Here is a 16,653-nt window from a genome sequence, read left to right on the forward strand (position 1 = left end):
TTTCTCTATATATGGATTATTATATTATTTTCAAGTCGTTAAATAACAACTTTTTTTCAATTATCTTCAACTAGCTTAGCGAAGTTAAAATGGCTTGCAAGTTTTCTGCCTGTTTGTCTTCGGTTTTTAACCAATTTAATTCAGGCCAACTGCGTAACCAGGTCAATTGCCGTTTCGCCAGTTGACGTGTTGCAGCAATACCTTGCTCCAGCATCTCCTGCTCAGACAACTGTCCTTGCAAGTGTAACCACATCTGGCGATAACCAACACAGCGCATCGAAGGTAAATCCAAATGCAGATCAGAACGTTGCATCAAAGCTTTTACTTCATCCGCAAAACCACAATCTAACATTTGCCGGAATCTGACAGCTATACGGTGGTGAAGTTCAGACCGATCTGTTGGATTGATAGCAAATTGTTGCACTGGGTATGGAAAAGGCTCACCTTTGTGCTCCGTCAGTTCCGTCAGGCTCTTGCCTGTTAATCGGTAAACCTCTACAGCCCGGTTTACCCTTTGTGGATCATTAGGGTGAATACGAGCCGCCGACACTGGATCAAAGTCTGCCAGTTGCTGATGTAAATAACCCCAGCCATGCTGTGCAGCTTCTGCTTCTATCTGTTGCCGTATTTCCGGATCCGCTTCGGGCAAAGGCGATATACCCTGCAACAAAGTGCGGAAATACAACATGGTGCCGCCCACCAGAATAGCGGTTTTGCCCCTGCTGTGGATATCAGCAATAAGTCGTAATGCATCAGTACGAAAGTCAGCTGCAGAATAAGCCAAAGCAGGGTCCAGGATATCAATTAAATGATGAGGCGCATCTGCAAGCTCTGCCGCAATTGGCTTGGCGGTGCCTATATCCATGCCTTTATAAATTAAAGCACTGTCGACACTAATCAGCTCAGACGGGATGCTTTTGTACAGATCAATCGCCAGTGCAGTTTTACCGCTGGCGGTAGGCCCCATTAAAAAAATAACTTTAGGATCCATCTGAGTCCTGTAATAACTGAATAGAAGCTGTTAAATCCAGCGGTACAGCGTGCCAATATGGCCCTTGCTGGCTTAACAGTGGGAAATTTTTGATTAAAACTACAGCCTGCAACAGAGCGGAACTCAGTAGCTGCTGCAGTAACAAGCTTAGCAGTTGATGGTCCTGCTGTTGCAACCAGCCTTGCAACCACAAAGGTAACCACTGCGCTACCGCACTTTGACGTAACCAGGCAGGCACAGCTCTGACAATCAGTGTCTGGTTATTGACCAAAAAATCAAAGCCCAGATGGCTTAATAAATCCGCTTTGCTTAACAAAAACTGCTGTTCTGCCTGTTGCAACGTTAACCGCACCGGCATTAACAGAGGCAAAGGATCTGCACCTTGCTCCAGCCATAAGCTGGCTGTGCTGGCAGCTATATCGATGACCCATAGTTGATCTGAAACAGAGCACAGCAGATAACGATTCTGGCTTATCAGAGCTTCCCGTAGTACAACAGAATCTGATTGCTCCATTCGCTGAGTTTTTTCAGCAAAAACTGGCCAGCTTGGTGCGACAGGTTGCGCCACAGCAGGTCTGTAGGGTTGACCTGCATAAGCTGAAGGTCGCGCGGCATAAGCGGGTGCACTTACGGCCTGCTGTCGTTGTTCAGCTCCTCTTTGCTGTGCAGCAGTTTCAGCTCTGGATAAAGCGGCTGGTTCAGTTGTGCTTGCGACCTCAACACTGTGTTGTTGTGGTTCTAACTGCAGCAAAGCATTGGTTAAAGCAGAGGCAACAAAGTCGTGTACTAAACGGGCCTGATGAAACCGTACTTCGTGTTTGGCCGGATGCACGTTGACATCCACCTGACGTGGATTAATGTCCAGATAGAGCACAAAAGCGGGTTGTTGTTCAGCGCTTAGCAGAGAGCCATAAGCCTGACGTATCGCATGATTGAGCAATTTGTCTTTCATCATACGGCCATTGACATAGCTGTACTGGCACTGTAGCTGTTCTTTACAGGCTGAAGGTTGCAACACCCAGCCCCAGAGTTTTAGATCGTCGTACGCCACTTCGACAAAAGCAGCCTGCTCCAGAAAATTTTTACCGCATAAAGCAGCAACTCGTTTTTGCTGTGCTTCACGGCTTTCGGCTTTTTTCAGTTGTCGAACTGTCTGGCCGTTATGAATTAAAGTCCAGCTGACATCAAAGCGGCTTAAAGCTAAACGTTTGACCAGCTCGTCTATATGAGCAAATTCAGTCTTATCACTGCGTAAAAACTTACGCCGCGCCGGAGTATTAAAAAACAGATCCAGCACTTCAATACTGCTGCCATCCGGATGAGCTGCTGGTTTAATTTGCACCTGCATATCACGACCTTCGGCATAAGCCTGCCAGGCTTTATCCTGAGCTGCAGGCTTGGAAGTTAAAGTCAGACGGGAAACTGAACTGATGGAGGCTAAAGCTTCACCTCTGAAACCGAGGCTGACAATTTGTTCTAAATCATCCAGAGAACTGATTTTACTGGTGGCATGCCGGCTTAACGCCAGGCCTAATTCAGCTTCAGCTATGCCTGAACCATTGTCGCGGATCAGAATTTTTTTACTGCCACCGCGCTCAATCTCAATCAAAATTTGATCGGCACCTGCATCCAGGCTGTTTTCGACCAGCTCTTTAACGACAGAAGCTGGCCTTTCTACCACTTCGCCTGCGGCAATCTGGTTCGCCAGTTGAGGAGGTAAAATTTGAATAGGCATCAGGGGATCCTAAGCACCTGACCAATCAGAATATTGTCGCTTTTCAGATTATTGTGCCGGCGCAGTTCCGCCATGCTGACGCCATACTGTTTCGCCACTCGGGATAAAGACTCACCGCGTTTTACTTTATGAGTACGGTTACCACTGCTGGCAACGGCTGTACTTCTGTTTTGTGCAGTTGGCATCACAGTAGGCACGGAACGGCCGTTATTTTTATGTGCGGCAAATAATGAATCTGCCGGTGGTGATTTTTCAAAATAACCTTTTACAGCCCTGAAAATAGCCTGTGCCAGCTTATGCTGATGATTTGGATCTTTGAGTAAACGCTCTTCGTTGTAGTTAGAAATAAAACCGGTTTCTACCAAAATTGACGGAATATCAGGTGCTTTTAATACCGCAAGACTGGCCGCTTGCGGCTCTTTTTTATGTAAATGCGCCACTGTCGACATTTCACGCAATACTTCTTTGGCCACTTCAAAACCAGTCACCATCGAATGGTTCATCGACAAATCCAATACGGTTTGCGCCAGATAACGTTCGTTGGCTGAATCTTTGATAACTTCAGCTACACCACCTAACAACTCTGAATGCTGCTCAGTTTGCTCCAGCATCCGGCCAACTTCAGTAGTAGCGCGGCGCATAGACAACACCCAGACCGAAGCGCCATGAGCTTTGCGGTTTTGCACTGCATCAGCATGAATAGAGATTAATAAATCGGCCTGCTTTTGCCTTGCTATCTCAGGTCTTTTATTTGGATGGATGTAATAATCACCGGTACGGGTTAACACAGCTTTTAAACCAGGCTGTTTATTGATCATCGCTGCTAACTGGCGTGATACCGACTGAGTAATAATTTTTTCGTGGGTACCTTTAGGCCCAACAGCACCGGGGTCCTGACCACCATGACCTGCGTCAATCGCAATAATAATATCTCGGCCAGTGACTCTGCTGCTTGTTGCTGATTGAGCAGGCTGAGACACCACAGGCGCAGGTTTTGCTGAACTCACAGGTGCGCCTTGACTGGCGGAAGAAGCACTCCCCTGAGCTTTTAAATCAACAACTAAACGGTGGCCATAAGGAGGTGAAGGTGGCAAAGAGAAAATGCTATCGCTGACAGGGAAAGACAGTTCAATGACTACTGCTGTGGCAGCACTTGGAGTGCGGCTGGCATACACACGTTTAACTAAGGGCGAGTCACCAGTAACAGCACCTATATTTAAGCTGTTTACACCGGCCAGTTCGATTTCCAACCGGCTTGGGTTACTTAAGCGTTTTACTTTATGAGACGGTGCGTTCGCTAAATCCAGCACTAGTCTGGTGTTATCAGGAGCATGCCAAATCCGCACTCCCTTGACACTGTTCACTGCCCAGCTGTGACTGCATAGCAGCAACAGCATCAGGCTAAACACCCGCACTATCAGACTCATTGAGCCTGACTCCACTGAAGGGCAATAGCGTCCATCCATACCACAGCGTCCGGCTTATTCGCTGTCACGCTCAACTGGCGTTGGTTCTGATCAATCTGTAATTTCAGCTCCAAATCGGCATCAGCCAATAAACCATAACCACGTTCTGGCCATTCAATCAGACACAAGTTCCCTTTAGAGAAATAGTCACGGATGCCCATAAACTCCAGCTCTTCCGGGTCGCGCAGGCGGTATAAATCAAAATGGAATACGGGCTGGTCAGCAATAGTGTAAGGTTCAACCAAAGTGTAAGTTGGACTTTTTACATTGCCCTGATGGCCCATAGCCTGCAACAAACCGCGGCTGAAGGTGGTTTTACCTGCACCTAAATCGCCTTGCAAATAAAGCACAGCACCCTGCCGTAAATGAGGGGCAAATAAGGCAGCCAATGCCAAAGTAGCGGCTTCATCCGTTAAGTGAAAAGTGTAACTTTGAGCTGTCATCTGTACCTAAGCTGAGTGATCTCAGTCATAACTATTTTATAAGCGCACATGCTGTTCAAGTACAGCAGATGAATTGGCCGCTATGCTAACAAAAACAGCGCAAAGCAGCCAGTTTCTTTCTATCCCCTTCGTACTTGAAGCTGCAGCTTTGTTGGCTGTGAGCTCTCGCCCCAGTAGTTTGTGGCATATGATGGTTGGCAGACCTGCGAGTTCTCGCTTCAATCCAATTTCACATAGGACTACTATGCTCCTGGGGTCTCAATCACTTGCCGCCTCGCTGCAACTCCAATTACTTTGGGGAGGTATAAAAGGCAAAGCAAAATCCTGATTGGCTTTTATGCTAAAGTGCGCAGCGAAAAACAGCGGATTTTATGATGACCAGCAACAGCCTCAGTACTACAAACAGCGACATCAATTGGCTGCATCTTGCAGAGCAAATCAAAGTCTGGGGCCAGCAATTGGGTTTCCAGCAGATAGGCATTACCGATACAGATTTAACCTCGGAAGAAGCTAAATTGCAGCAGTGGCTGGATGCTGGTTTTCACGGTGACATGGACTATATGGCCGCGCATGGCATGAAAAGAGCCCGCCCTGCTGAACTGCATCCAGGCACTCTGCGCGTGATCAGCGCACGAATGGACTATCTGCCAGAACATGCGCAGTTTGCCGCTAATCTGGCCGATCCCTCCATGGCTTATATCAGCCGTTATGCGCTGGGACGGGATTATCATAAGCTGATTCGTAACCGCTTAAAGCAGCTGGGCGAACGCATTGAAAAAGAGTTAGGGGCCTTGGGTTTCCGGCCTTTTGTGGACTCAGCCCCTATTCTGGAGCGGCCTTTAGCAGTCAAAGCAGGCTTGGGCTGGCAAGGCAAACATAGTCTGGTGCTGAATCAGGATGCGGGTTCATGGTTTTTCCTGGGTGAATTGCTGGTTGATATTCCCCTGCCTGTCGATACACCTAATTCGGAAGATTGCGGCACTTGTGTCGCATGCATCACTATCTGTCCTACTCAGGCCATAGTAGCACCTTACACTGTGGACGCCAGACGTTGTATCTCCTATCTGACGATAGAACTGCAAGGCGCTATTCCGGAAGAATTCCGGCCTTTACTGGGCAACCGTATTTATGGCTGCGACGATTGCCAACTGGTGTGCCCTGTCAACAGGGCGGCAGATATCACTAAAGAGCAAGACTTTCAGCGCAGACCACAGTGGCTGAATAAATCGCTGCTGGATTTATGGCACTGGACTGAAGCCGAATTTCTAAACTACACCCAAGGTTCAGCCATTCGCCGCATAGGCTATCAACGCTGGCAACGTAATATTGCTGTGGCTTTGGGTAATGCACCTTATGATCTGGCCATTATTGAAGCTTTGCAGCAACAACTACCGCAAAGTGAAGAGTTGGTAGCGGAACATATTCAGTGGGCTTTGCTACAACAGCAGAAAAAAAGTCTGTTGCAACAGAATTTATTAAGCCGCCAGACTGACCGTTTAGTAAGGGTTATTCAGAAGGGTTTACCACGGGATGCCTGAGGTCAAACTGGGGCTTGGCAGTCAAACGTTGTTGCGAATTTTGTAAAATTTGTAGTTTTTGCGTGCGATCGGCGGTATGCCAGTCTTTAATTTCCTGCAAAGTACGGCCACAACCTAAACAGACGTCAGAGTGGTTTAAACAACAAATACGGTTACAAGGTGATGCAGGCATAGGCTCCTCCGTTAGCAGATTAAGCATAGCCTGCAATCCACCATCCATCCCCTACTTACGCTGTTTTGGCACCCAGGCCCAGACAAACTCTGCAATCACTGGCTCCACATTCACTTCGTCAGTAATTTTCACCAGAATAGTGATGTCGCCTTTTTCAGTGTCGCGGATAAACTGGATCTGCTCTTCAGTTAACGAAGTGGTCGCAACCAGTTTGCCAGTGGCTCTTTTGACATAGTTCAGCTGCATCGACTTTAACAACGGAATACGGTCGTCCGCCACATGCAAACCTACCAAAAAGCCACTGGCCGACTCGCCCAACAAAGCCATAGCAGCTGCATGCACTGAACCAATGTGGTTTTGTACCTTGGTTTTATTCGCCAGGCTCAACTGCGCTTGCTGGAAATTTAATACATCTACTTTCACCGAAGCAGTACCGGCAAACTTCACTGCTTTGCCAAATAACAAGGTCAATAAAGGTGAACGTAACCAGGGCGAGTAGTGATTGATTTTGGCAACATAACGGCCAAGTTTATTGATGGCTTTCATACTGGTCTTACCTGTAAGTTTTAGTCTGGCAAAGATAGCAGTAATAAAATCAGGCAGCAAGTTAGACGCAGGACAAAGAAGAGTAAGTTTGAATTTAAGTTGGAAACAGAAAAGCGATAAAATTTGGAGCGGGCAACGAGGCTCGAACTCGTGACCTCGACCTTGGCAAGGTCGCGCTCTACCAACACAACTATGCCCGCATGGGTAGTGTTTGAATAGAGTGAATTGATTACTTAACAAGATTGAAATTTGGAGCGGGCAACGAGGCTCGAACTCGTGACCTCGACCTTGGCAAGGTCGCGCTCTACCAACTGAGCTATGCCCGCTTAGGGGTATTACTGATTTTTGTCTCAAACTGGTTATTGGTGGACCAATTTGATTTGGAGCGGGCAACGAGGCTCGAACTCGTGACCTCGACCTTGGCAAGGTCGCGCTCTACCAACTGAGCTATGCCCGCATCCTGTTTTCGTAATCTGTGCTCTTTACGTTGGAATTAAAGAAGATTACTAAAAACACCGCTTCAATTGAATTTTCGTTCGAAGCGGCGCGCATTTTACAAAATTCCCTGCCCTTTGCAAGAGATTTTATTCAGGAATTTTGAAAAAATGTGTTTTATAAACTGCTAATTCAGCAATAGATTCCCGAATATCATCCAAAGCTAAATGACTTGATGACTTTTTAACCAGCTTAGTCACTTCCGGATACCATCTTCTGGCCAACTCTTTCACTGTGCTGACATCCAGATTGCGGTAGTGGAAAAAAGCCTCAAATTCCGGTGCATACTTGACTAAAAAGCGTCTGTCCTGACCAATGCTATTGCCGCACATGGGAGATTTGCCTGCAGGCACATAATCAGACAAGAAGCTGATGGTCTGTGCCATAGCGTCGGCTAATTCAACTTCACTTTCCAGGCAACGTTTGGTTAAACCGCTTTTGCCATGGGTTTCAGTGCACCATGCATCCATGCCGTCTAAAACTTCTTTTGGTGTTTTAATAGCAAACACCGGGCCTTCAGCAAGGATATTTAACTGGCTGTCGGTCACTATAGTGGCCATTTCTAAAATCACATCCTTTTCCGGATCCAGACCTGTCATTTCCAGATCGATCCACACCAGATTATTGTCGTTGCTCGCCATGCTGTATACCTTTGATTAGTGCAGCCAGTTTTGCTGCTTTGTAACTTGCCCGAATAGCGGTATCATACTATGCCTTAAGCAAAGTAAAAACCGCCGCAGTCAGGCGACAGTAAAGGCACAAGGCCACAGTGACCAAAAAAAAGCATCTTAATCAACGCCAGCATCAACGTATAGCCGCCAATCAGGATCGTCGTTTAGCCCGGGCTCAGAATAAAACCAACAAAAAAGAGCTGGATTCAGACTTATTGGCTGAAGCTGAACATGGCTTAGTGATCAGTCGTTTTGGTCAACATGCCGATATTGAAGATAGCTCAGGCCAGATTTTCCGCTGCAATATCCGTCGCACTATCAACTCCTTAGTCACAGGCGACAAAGTCGTATTCTGCCGAACTAAAGTACCGGGCGGTGGCCCAGAGGGTGTGGTGGAGGCCGTAGCAGAACGTGAGTCTGTTTTACTGCGCCCGGATTTTTATGATGGTTTAAAACCTGTAGCGGCCAATATAGATTTAATGATTATTGTCTCAGCCGTTTTGCCAGCTTTTTCACTGAATATTGTCGACCGTTACTTGATAGCCGCCGAAGCCATGCATATCAAGCCGTTGTTACTGCTGAATAAAATTGATTTATTAACCGAAGAGCAGCGCGCTGAAGTCGATCAGCAACTGGCGATTTATCAGAACATTGGTTACGAGTTTTTATTACTGAGTGCTAAAACCGGTGAAGGTACAGCTCAGCTGGATTCTTACCTGAAGCAAGGCGTCAGTATTTTTGTCGGTCAGTCTGGTGTAGGTAAGTCCTCTTTAGTGAATAACCTGCTGCCTGATTTGGGTGTAGAAACCCGCGAAGTATCAGAAAACTCAGGTTTAGGCCAACACACCACCACCACAGCACGTTTGTATCATTTACCGGATGGCGGCGATTTAATAGATTCGCCCGGTATCCGCGAATTCGCGCTGTGGCATTTAGAACCAGACCAGATTGTTTTGGGTTTTCCGGAATTTAAAGACTGGCTGGGCCGCTGTAAATTCCGTGACTGTAAACATTTGAATGACCCGGGCTGTGCACTGCAACATGCGGTCAGTATTGGTGAAGTTCACCCGGAACGTTTTGCCAGTTATCATAAAATCCTGCTCAGTATGGCGCAGGATAAACCGAATTATTTTCAACCCTGAGGTTTAAATCCACCATGGATAAAGTCAAAATCGCATTGCAATATGCAATGCCAAAGCATTTGTTGTCCCGTCTTGTTGGCTATTTGGCGGCGGCGCATTTAGGTTTTATCAGCCATGCACTGATCAGCCTGTTTATCAAGGCCTATAAAATTAATATGGCCGAAGCCCAATTTGAAAAGGCTTCTGACTACGCCAGCTTTAATGAATTTTTTACCCGTCCATTAAAAGAAGGTATACGCCCAATCAATACCGACGCTGATATCGTTTGTCAGCCGGTTGATGGCGCTATCAGTCAGTTGGGTGATATTGTCGACGGCAAGTTGATTCAGGCGAAGAACCACAACTATTCATTGCAGGCATTATTAGGCGGCGATGCGGCTACGGCAGCGCCTTATGCTGGCGGTAAGTTTGCCACTATTTATTTAGCGCCCAAAGACTATCACCGTATTCATATGCCAATCACCGGCACCTTACGTGAAATGATTTATGTGCCTGGTGACTTGTTTTCAGTGAACCCTTTAACCGCAGAAAACGTGCCGGATTTATTTGCCCGTAATGAGCGTGTAGTAGCGATTTTTGATACTGAATTGGGCCCTATGGCGCTGGTGTTAGTGGGCGCAACTATAGTGGCCAGCATAGAAACTGTCTGGGCTGGTACAGTGACGCCACCTGCTGGTAAAGACGTGTTCCGCTGGACTTACCCTGCCACAGGGCCACAAGCTGTTACTTTAGAAAAAGGCGCAGAAATGGGCCGCTTTAAACTGGGTTCCACAGTGATCCTGGCGTTCCAGGCTGGTCAGATTGAATTTACTGACAAACAATATCCAACAGCGGTCACCCGAATGGGCGAGCCCTTTGCCGATATAGTCTCGAAAGATTAAATACATCAAGCAGAGCCTGGCTCTGCTTTTTTTTAATCTGAACTTTTGATTTGTGTGTTGCTTCAGGTTACGGAGAATACAAATGCAGATTATTGCCCACCGTGGTGCCAGCGGATCCTATCCGGAAAATACCTTGCTGGCGATAGAACAGGCTTTACTGGCAAAGGCCGATGGCATTGAAATTGATGTATTTTGTGTCGAAAATACTCTGGTGGTGATCCATGACCAGAATGTCAGCCGCACCACCAACGGTACAGGTTTTTTGTCGGATTTCACCTTAAAGCAACTGCAGCAACTGGACGCAGGTTCAGGCCAGCAGGTGCCTACTTTATGGCAAGTGCTGCAACTGGTGAACAATCAAACGCTGCTGAATATTGAACTCAAAGGCGCCGATACTGCAGAAGCGTTATTACAACTGATCGAAAAAGCTGAAACTGAACTAGGCACAGAGCCGGATAAACTGCTTATTTCTTCTTTTAATCATCCTCTGCTAAAATACATTAAAACACAGAGGCCAGATTTAAAAACCGGCGCTTTAACAGCTTCATTACCGCTGGATTATGCCGCCTTTGCATCAGAACTGGGCGCCTGGTCAGTGAATTGTGATAAAGATTTTATTGATCAACAGATGGTTGCGGATGCACATCAACGTGGCTTAAAAGTACTGGTTTACACAGTCAACGATGCTGTCACTGCCGCAAAAATGCAGCAGTTAGGAGTAGATGGGATTTTTTGTAATTATCCGCAGCAAGCCAGAAGCTGGTAGCAGTTCAACAGAAGATCAGCCTTTGTGGCTATCACAGCTATGACACTGATTACACAAACGAATATTGAGTATGTGCGCCAGCACCACAAAAGATGCACCGACAATCAGAATGTAATGTTCATAGTCATGGCCAAAGATGTCTTTTTGCCAATAGATAAAGCCACCTAAAAACAACGAATAAAAAGGGTAAATCTTTTTATGGTAACGGTGGAAACCAGCAAACAAGGTAATAAAACCCAAGGCCATAGTGATCAACAGGATAATCTGCTCAAAGGCATGATTATGCCAGGCGCTTAAGCCCAACAGTGGCAACACGGGCAATAACACAGGCAGCATAATGCAATGGATAGCACACAAAGATGTGATAGCTATGCCTACTTTATCCAATGTACTACGAACCTGACTTAACACGAATTGACACTCCGTTTTTGAAGGAGTGAGATAATATAACAAATCAAAAGAAAAACAAACCGCCTGTCCTATTCTTTTCCTAGCTGCAGAGAAAAGCTGGCTGACTGAATCGGTTTCTGGCCTCTGCTATGGCATAATGCGGAAAATTTTTTGGAGGCAAAGTCGTGGATCAATTATTGGATCAATTGGATCAGAACTTAAAAGAGTTGTACCGCAAAGCTTTGGATGCAGACGCTCTACTGGATGAAGTGCAACAGCAGGGTCATGGTAAATATCAACGCATTTTTGTTGATGACAAAAGTTTTCAGGTCAGCAGCGACAGATTTATGCCTTATTTAAGCGAAGCGGCTGAACAAGTTGCCGCTATGCGTCAGACTCAGCAATTTAATACCGCAACTTTGCAGCGGGTGGTCAAACAAATTCAGTTATTACACAAGACCTTAGCTGAGTTTCGTCAGGCCATTACAAAATAGCTCATTTTTTGACCTGCTTATAAGAAACTATTCTAACGCAAAAAGGCCGTTGCACTACTCTAACAGAGGAGAAGGAGTACGCTATGGCCACTTTAACGACTTCATTAGACAGCATCAAACTGGAAGCCAGACAATTAGCCTTGTCAGGTAATCAGGCTCGTGCAAATCCCGCAGCTTCGCTCGCAAAGGAGCTTGAGCCCGCAGTACAGCAAAACAAATTTCAACAGGCTTTTTCCAGCTTGCCACAAGAGCAACCCCAGAAAGAAGAAACCCGGCAGGATTCAATTCGGGTGACAAGCACTATAGGAAAAGCAGCCTCCAGTGGTCAGTTAAGCCGGGAGGAGGCCGTTGCCATTTACAGAGAAATCGCTAATCTGATTTAGCCGTTTTTTGCTGATGTGAAGCAACGGCAGGAGTCATAGTGTCTTTAAACCAACGCTCCAGCATCACCTTTTCGTATTCAAAAGCACGGTCAGATCTGCTCACGCTGCTTCTGCTCATAAAGCCCATATCTTTTAACTTCAGATCTTTTTCTTCAGCGACCACCACTTTGTTTTGGTCAAGCAGGCTGTAACTGAAATTAATACGCGGGATAAAGATGTCTTTGATCACGCGGATCTGTTGACCTGTCTGAGTAAACATATGATTCACATCACCCGCCAAATCTATATCTGTCACTACCACATTCCAGCTATAACCTTCTGGTAATTCTTTGGCTAAGTCTGCAAATATTTTGTCGAAGCTGGCCATAGTTCTTTTTTCAAAAGCACCACGGGCTTCGTTGGCTGGTTTCATATCGGTAAATTTTTTGTAGTCTTTGTATTCCACTTTGACTTCACCTGCCATCGCAGCACTGATCGCAAGTAGGGAAAGTATCACTACACCTGATTTCATAAAACGCATAACACACCTCTTCTTTTTTGCACCTGCCACACTATTGGTTCAACAAAGTCTGTGGCTGGTTACTCTGAATAAATGATCCAGGATCTCTTACTCTACTGACATCACTATAGCTTAGTCCGTTCCTTTGTCTGAAGTGATTAATTGTGCCAAGAAGTGTTCAGATGTAATAGCTTGCTGACAAAGCCTGACACTTGGATTTGTTCAGCTTTTGCTGACTTTTATGAGCTGTATTTTTTTAGAGGATACTGATAACAAAAAACCGCCCGGAGGCGGTTTTTATTTAACTAAAACAACGTATTAACCAGCACGGCCAGCACGTTTACGGTCGTTTTCAGTTAAGTGGCGTTTACGGATACGAATAGAAGCTGGTGTTACTTCAACCAGTTCGTCGTCATCGATAAATTCCAGAGCTTGTTCTAAAGCGTAACGGATTGGCGGAACCAGGTTAATGGCTTCGTCAGTACCAGAAGCACGTACGTTGGTTAACTGTTTACCTTTTAAGCAGTTTACAGTTAAGTCGTTGCTACGGCTGTGAATACCAATGACCTGACCTTCATACACTTCTTCAGCATGGCTGATAAACATACGGCCACGTTCCTGCAGAGAGAAAATGGCGTAACCAGCAGCTTTACCTGTAGCGTTAGAAATTAATACACCGTTCATACGCTGACCTATAGTACCGCCTTTGTACGGGCCGTAGCAGTCGAAGCTGTGGTACATCAGACCAGTACCTGAAGTCAGAGTCATAAATTCAGTACGGAAACCAATTAAACCACGGCTTGGCATGTTGAAGTCCATACGAATACGGCCTTTACCATCTGGTTGCATATTGGTCAGGTCAGCTTTACGCTCACCCATTTTTTCCATGATAGAACCCTGGTGTTGTTCTTCAACGTCAATGGTCACGTTTTCCATTGGTTCAGTTTTTACACCGTCTTCCACTCTCATGATCACTTCAGGACGAGATACAGCCAGTTCAAAACCTTCACGACGCATGTTTTCAATTAACACGCCTAAGTGCAATTCACCACGGCCTGATACTTTGAACTTGTCACCGTCTTCAGTTTCTTCAACACGTAAAGCCACGTTGTGTTTCAGTTCAGCATTTAAGCGATCTAAGATCTGACGTGAAGTAACAAATTTACCTTCTTTACCCGCGAACGGAGACGTATTGACCTGGAAGGTCATAGTCACTGTTGGTTCATCTACCTGCAGAGCTGGCAATGGATCCAGATTGTTTGGAGCACAAATGGTATCAGAGATTTTCAGCTCGCCTAAACCAGTGAAGGCAACAATATCACCTGCGTTGGCTTCAGTGGCTTCAATACGCTCCAGACCTAAGTAACCAAAAACCTGACCTACTTTAGCGTTACGTTTATTGCCATCGGCACCAATCACTGTGACTTGCTGGTTAGGCTTTAAAGTACCGCGCTTGATACGACCGATACCGATAATGCCTAAGTAGCTTGAGTAATCCAGCTGAGACACCTGAATCTGGGTATCACCGTTCAATTCAACTTTTGGTGGAGCTACGTGCTCAACAATGGCTGCGAACAAATCGTTGATATCTGTTTTTGGCTCGTTGTAATCCAGAGTCGCCCAACCATTGATGGCTGAGGCGTAAACGATAGGGAAATCTAACTGCTCGTCAGTTGCGCCTAAGTTGTCGAACAGGTCGAATACCTGGTCGATAACCCAATCCGGACGTGCACCCGGACGGTCAATTTTATTGACAACAACAATAGGCTTTAAACCGTGAGCAAAAGCTTTTTGAGTTACGAAACGTGTTTGTGGCATTGGGCCTTCAACAGCGTCAACTAATAACAATACAGAGTCAGCCATAGACAATACACGTTCAACTTCACCACCGAAGTCGGCGTGGCCTGGTGTGTCCAGAATGTTGATGTGGTAACCGTTCCAGCGTACTGAGGTATTTTTTGCCAATATTGTTATACCGCGTTCGGATTCCTGGGCATTAGAGTCCATTACACGTTCCTGCAACTTAGCGCGGGCATCAAAAGTGCCTGACTGTTGCAGCAATTTGTCTACCAAAGTTGTTTTACCATGGTCAACGTGCGCGATAATGGCGACATTACGCAGTTTTTCGATCGCTGAAGCGGTTCCGCTCATTTATATTTCCTCTGTGGCACTAGCTGACCATAATCTTGACTACTAGGCATTGACTAAAAGTTGTTCGAATTCAAGGGCGCGTATTCTACTCTGTTTTTACGCAGAAAGAAAAAATAACTGTGATCTGCAGCGGCTTATTTTTACTCCACTGTAACTAAACGATGAATTTCAACGCTTTTCAATGACAACAGGATGAAACTTGCTATTTTAAGGCGTGTTTATTTGAAAAAGCACCAGGCTGGGGCTTTTGCATCACAATGAAGCAACATTGCACCAATATAATGCACAGGCATGAATCATTGCGGAGCAGCACAACTGAAAGTCGTTACAAATCAACACCATAAATCTTTGGCATAAGAATGGCATTACAAAGCGCAAAGCTTTGGCCTAAGCCAGCATTATAAAAACAGGTGCTTTATCGCACCCGTCAACAGCACAAACCGGAGGAATGCATGTCTGCATCTACAGTACTGAGTTTTATCAAAGAGAACGACGTAAGATTCGTTGATTTACGCTTTACAGATACCAAAGGTAAAGAACAACACGTGACTATTCCAGTCAGCCAGATCAACGAAGATTTCTTTGAAGACGGCAAAATGTTCGACGGTTCTTCTATTGCCGGCTGGAAAGGTATTAATGACTCAGACATGATCCTGATGCCTCAGGCCGACACCATGTTACTGGACCCGTTTTCAGAAGAAACGACAGTAAACATCAGCTGTGACGTTATCGAACCAAGCACTATGCAAGGTTACGAGCGTTGCCCTCGCTCTATCGCTAAACGTGCTGAAGAGTACCTGAAGTCTACCGGTATTGCTGACACTGTATTGTTTGGACCTGAGCCAGAATGGTTCATGTTTGATGACGTGCGTTTCAAAAACACTATGTCTACTGCTTTCTTCGCTATCGATTCAGCAGAAGCTGCATGGAACTCAGATAAAGTATACGAAGGCGGTAACAAAGCTCACCGTCCTGGTATCAAAGGCGGTTACTTCCCGGTACCACCAGTAGATCAACACCACGATATCCGTAGCGCCATGTGTGTGGTGCTGGAAGAAATGGGTCAGGTAGTTGAAGCTCACCACCACGAAGTGGCTACTGCGGGTCAGAACGAAATCGCAACTCGTTTCAATACCTTAACTAAAAAAGCGGATGAAATTCAGGTTCTGAAATACGTGATCCACAACGTAGCTAACCTGTACGGCAAAACTGTAACCTTTATGCCAAAACCTTTAGTAGGCGATAACGGTTCAGGTATGCACTGTCACCAGTCATTAGCAAAAGATGGTGTCAACCTGTTTGCTGGTGATAAATATGCTGGCTTGTCTGAAACTGCGCTGTACTACATCGGCGGTATCATCAAACATGCTAAATCAATCAATGCCTTCACTAACCCTTCTACCAACTCGTACAAGCGTTTAGTGCCACATTTCGAAGCTCCTGTGATGCTGGCTTACTCAGCCCGTAACCGTTCAGCTTCTATCCGTATCCCATTGGTACCAAGTGCGAAAGCACGTCGTATCGAAGTGCGTTTCCCGGATCCGGCAGCTAACCCTTACTTAGCTTTCGTCGCTCAGTTAATGGCTGGTTTAGATGGTATTCAGAACAAGATCCACCCAGGCGATGCCATGGATAAAGACTTGTATGACCTGCCACCAGAAGAAGAAGCACTGATCCCTCAGGTTTGTGGTTCTTTAGACGAAGCTCTGGATGCTTTAGATTCAAACCGCGCTATCTACACTAAAGGCGGCGTAATGTCTGACGCGATGATCGATGCCTACATCGAACTGAAACGTGCTGAAGCCAAACGTGTTTCTATCGCAGTTCACCCACTGGAATATGAACTGTACTACAGCGTGTAATCCACGAATTACTCTGTAGACTTATGAA

The 16,653-nt window shown here is 45.9% G+C and carries 17 protein-coding genes and 3 tRNA genes; 7 read left to right on the forward strand and 13 right to left on the reverse strand.

What is annotated here, in order from left to right; all coding sequences use genetic code 11:
• Positions 1 to 70: 70 nt before the first annotated feature.
• Genes miaA through tsaE form a run of 4 tightly spaced genes read right to left on the reverse strand, consistent with a single transcriptional unit; the run spans position 71 to position 4,635 of the window.
• Positions 71 to 991, reverse strand: coding sequence for a tRNA (adenosine(37)-N6)-dimethylallyltransferase MiaA (gene miaA / locus RHEIN_RS13640; protein WP_008899562.1), 921 nt, complete (start codon positions 989 to 991; stop codon positions 71 to 73).
• Positions 981 to 2,726, reverse strand: a complete 1,746-nt coding sequence (mutL, locus tag RHEIN_RS13645) for a DNA mismatch repair endonuclease MutL (RefSeq protein WP_008899563.1) — start codon at positions 2,724 to 2,726, stop codon at positions 981 to 983. The genes miaA and mutL overlap by 11 nt, the downstream gene beginning before the upstream one ends.
• Positions 2,726 to 4,192 (reverse strand): N-acetylmuramoyl-L-alanine amidase, encoded by a 1,467-nt coding sequence (locus tag RHEIN_RS13650; protein WP_050801197.1) that lies wholly within the window; start codon positions 4,190 to 4,192, stop codon positions 2,726 to 2,728. Before RHEIN_RS13650 ends, mutL begins: the two co-directional genes overlap by 1 nt.
• Positions 4,150 to 4,635: a tRNA (adenosine(37)-N6)-threonylcarbamoyltransferase complex ATPase subunit type 1 TsaE gene (gene tsaE / locus RHEIN_RS13655; protein ID WP_008899565.1), complete on the reverse strand. Its 486-nt coding sequence runs from the start codon at positions 4,633 to 4,635 to the stop codon at positions 4,150 to 4,152. The genes RHEIN_RS13650 and tsaE overlap by 43 nt, the downstream gene beginning before the upstream one ends.
• 374 nt (positions 4,636 to 5,009) lie before the next feature.
• On the opposite strand from tsaE, the gene queG reads away from it, so the two are divergent.
• Positions 5,010 to 6,173 carry a tRNA epoxyqueuosine(34) reductase QueG gene (gene queG, locus RHEIN_RS13660; protein ID WP_008899566.1) on the forward strand — a complete coding sequence of 388 codons (1,164 nt, stop codon included), beginning with the start codon at positions 5,010 to 5,012 and terminating at the stop codon, positions 6,171 to 6,173.
• Here queG and RHEIN_RS13665 read toward each other — a convergent pair.
• The 6 genes from RHEIN_RS13665 to orn all read right to left on the reverse strand — a co-directional run bounded on the left by RHEIN_RS13665 (position 6,142) and on the right by orn (position 8,027).
• Positions 6,142 to 6,345 carry a DUF1289 domain-containing protein gene (locus RHEIN_RS13665; protein ID WP_008899567.1) on the reverse strand — a complete coding sequence of 68 codons (204 nt, stop codon included), beginning with the start codon at positions 6,343 to 6,345 and terminating at the stop codon, positions 6,142 to 6,144. The genes queG and RHEIN_RS13665 overlap by 32 nt on opposite strands.
• 51 nt (positions 6,346 to 6,396) lie before the next feature.
• A complete protein-coding gene (locus RHEIN_RS13670) occupies positions 6,397 to 6,891 on the reverse strand; it encodes a DUF4442 domain-containing protein (RefSeq protein WP_008899568.1) in 495 nt (164 codons plus the stop codon).
• Between the two features lie 124 nt (positions 6,892 to 7,015).
• Positions 7,016 to 7,091, reverse strand: a tRNA-Gly gene (locus RHEIN_RS13675).
• Positions 7,092 to 7,141: 50 nt separating this feature from the next.
• Positions 7,142 to 7,217, reverse strand: a tRNA-Gly gene (locus RHEIN_RS13680).
• A 55-nt stretch (positions 7,218 to 7,272) separates the two neighbouring features.
• Positions 7,273 to 7,348: transfer RNA gene (locus RHEIN_RS13685), tRNA-Gly, on the reverse strand.
• 127 nt (positions 7,349 to 7,475) lie between these two features.
• On the reverse strand, positions 7,476 to 8,027 hold the full coding sequence (gene orn, locus RHEIN_RS13690; protein WP_008899569.1) for an oligoribonuclease: 552 nt from the start codon (positions 8,025 to 8,027) through the stop codon (positions 7,476 to 7,478).
• Positions 8,028 to 8,155: 128 nt separating this feature from the next.
• On the opposite strand from orn, the gene rsgA reads away from it, so the two are divergent.
• The 3 genes from rsgA to RHEIN_RS13705 all read left to right on the forward strand — a co-directional run bounded on the left by rsgA (position 8,156) and on the right by RHEIN_RS13705 (position 10,846).
• On the forward strand, positions 8,156 to 9,199 hold the full coding sequence (gene rsgA, locus RHEIN_RS13695; RefSeq protein ID WP_008899570.1) for a small ribosomal subunit biogenesis GTPase RsgA: 1,044 nt from the start codon (positions 8,156 to 8,158) through the stop codon (positions 9,197 to 9,199).
• Between the two features lie 14 nt (positions 9,200 to 9,213).
• On the forward strand, positions 9,214 to 10,080 hold the full coding sequence (gene asd, locus RHEIN_RS13700) for an archaetidylserine decarboxylase (protein ID WP_008899571.1): 867 nt from the start codon (positions 9,214 to 9,216) through the stop codon (positions 10,078 to 10,080).
• Between the two features lie 82 nt (positions 10,081 to 10,162).
• Positions 10,163 to 10,846, forward strand: coding sequence for a glycerophosphodiester phosphodiesterase (locus RHEIN_RS13705; protein WP_008899572.1), 684 nt, complete (start codon positions 10,163 to 10,165; stop codon positions 10,844 to 10,846).
• Between the two features lie 15 nt (positions 10,847 to 10,861).
• Here RHEIN_RS13705 and RHEIN_RS13710 read toward each other — a convergent pair whose 3' ends face one another.
• Positions 10,862 to 11,257 carry a MerC domain-containing protein gene (locus tag RHEIN_RS13710; protein WP_008899573.1) on the reverse strand — a complete coding sequence of 132 codons (396 nt, stop codon included), beginning with the start codon at positions 11,255 to 11,257 and terminating at the stop codon, positions 10,862 to 10,864.
• Positions 11,258 to 11,421: 164 nt separating this feature from the next.
• On the opposite strand from RHEIN_RS13710, the gene RHEIN_RS13715 reads away from it, so the two are divergent.
• Together RHEIN_RS13715 and RHEIN_RS13720 are read left to right on the forward strand one after the other, a co-directional pair.
• Entirely contained in the window at positions 11,422 to 11,730 is a 309-nt protein-coding gene (locus tag RHEIN_RS13715; protein ID WP_008899574.1) for a prephenate dehydrogenase, read from the forward strand.
• An 83-nt stretch (positions 11,731 to 11,813) separates the two neighbouring features.
• Positions 11,814 to 12,113: a hypothetical protein gene (locus tag RHEIN_RS13720; protein WP_008899575.1), complete on the forward strand. Its 300-nt coding sequence runs from the start codon at positions 11,814 to 11,816 to the stop codon at positions 12,111 to 12,113.
• Here RHEIN_RS13720 and RHEIN_RS13725 read toward each other — a convergent pair.
• Positions 12,100 to 12,633, reverse strand: a complete 534-nt coding sequence (locus RHEIN_RS13725; protein WP_008899576.1) for a DUF3016 domain-containing protein — start codon at positions 12,631 to 12,633, stop codon at positions 12,100 to 12,102. The two genes, RHEIN_RS13720 and RHEIN_RS13725, sit on opposite strands and share 14 nt — an antisense overlap.
• 297 nt (positions 12,634 to 12,930) lie before the next feature.
• Complete coding sequence (gene typA / locus RHEIN_RS13730) at positions 12,931 to 14,763, reverse strand: translational GTPase TypA (RefSeq protein WP_008899577.1); 1,833 nt, start codon at positions 14,761 to 14,763, stop codon at positions 12,931 to 12,933.
• Positions 14,764 to 15,215: 452 nt separating this feature from the next.
• Between typA and glnA the strand changes: the two genes are divergently transcribed.
• Entirely contained in the window at positions 15,216 to 16,625 is a 1,410-nt protein-coding gene (gene glnA / locus RHEIN_RS13735) for a glutamate--ammonia ligase (protein ID WP_008899578.1), read from the forward strand.
• The last annotated feature ends 28 nt before the right edge of the window (positions 16,626 to 16,653 follow it).

The sequence above is a fragment of the Rheinheimera sp. A13L genome, assembly GCF_000217935.1.
Classification (GTDB): domain Bacteria; phylum Pseudomonadota; class Gammaproteobacteria; order Enterobacterales; family Alteromonadaceae; genus Pararheinheimera.

What these genes read in the sequence shown, in the direction of transcription:
- tsaE (WP_008899565.1), bottom strand. Translation starts at nt 4,635, where the DNA reads ATGACAGCTCAAAGTTACACTTTTCACTTAACGGATGAAGCCGCTACT.
- RHEIN_RS13725 (WP_008899576.1), bottom strand. Translation starts at nt 12,633, where the DNA reads ATGCGTTTTATGAAATCAGGTGTAGTGATACTTTCCCTACTTGCGATC.
- RHEIN_RS13705 (WP_008899572.1), top strand. Translation starts at nt 10,163, where the DNA reads ATGCAGATTATTGCCCACCGTGGTGCCAGCGGATCCTATCCGGAAAAT.
- queG (WP_008899566.1), top strand. Translation starts at nt 5,010, where the DNA reads ATGACCAGCAACAGCCTCAGTACTACAAACAGCGACATCAATTGGCTG.
- RHEIN_RS13670 (WP_008899568.1), bottom strand. Translation starts at nt 6,891, where the DNA reads ATGAAAGCCATCAATAAACTTGGCCGTTATGTTGCCAAAATCAATCAC.
- RHEIN_RS13665 (WP_008899567.1), bottom strand. Translation starts at nt 6,345, where the DNA reads ATGCCTGCATCACCTTGTAACCGTATTTGTTGTTTAAACCACTCTGAC.
- typA (WP_008899577.1), bottom strand. Translation starts at nt 14,763, where the DNA reads ATGAGCGGAACCGCTTCAGCGATCGAAAAACTGCGTAATGTCGCCATT.
- orn (WP_008899569.1), bottom strand. Translation starts at nt 8,027, where the DNA reads ATGGCGAGCAACGACAATAATCTGGTGTGGATCGATCTGGAAATGACA.
- miaA (WP_008899562.1), bottom strand. Translation starts at nt 991, where the DNA reads ATGGATCCTAAAGTTATTTTTTTAATGGGGCCTACCGCCAGCGGTAAA.
- RHEIN_RS13650 (WP_050801197.1), bottom strand. Translation starts at nt 4,192, where the DNA reads ATGGATGGACGCTATTGCCCTTCAGTGGAGTCAGGCTCAATGAGTCTG.
- RHEIN_RS13720 (WP_008899575.1), top strand. Translation starts at nt 11,814, where the DNA reads ATGGCCACTTTAACGACTTCATTAGACAGCATCAAACTGGAAGCCAGA.
- mutL (WP_008899563.1), bottom strand. Translation starts at nt 2,726, where the DNA reads ATGCCTATTCAAATTTTACCTCCTCAACTGGCGAACCAGATTGCCGCA.
- glnA (WP_008899578.1), top strand. Translation starts at nt 15,216, where the DNA reads ATGTCTGCATCTACAGTACTGAGTTTTATCAAAGAGAACGACGTAAGA.
- asd (WP_008899571.1), top strand. Translation starts at nt 9,214, where the DNA reads ATGGATAAAGTCAAAATCGCATTGCAATATGCAATGCCAAAGCATTTG.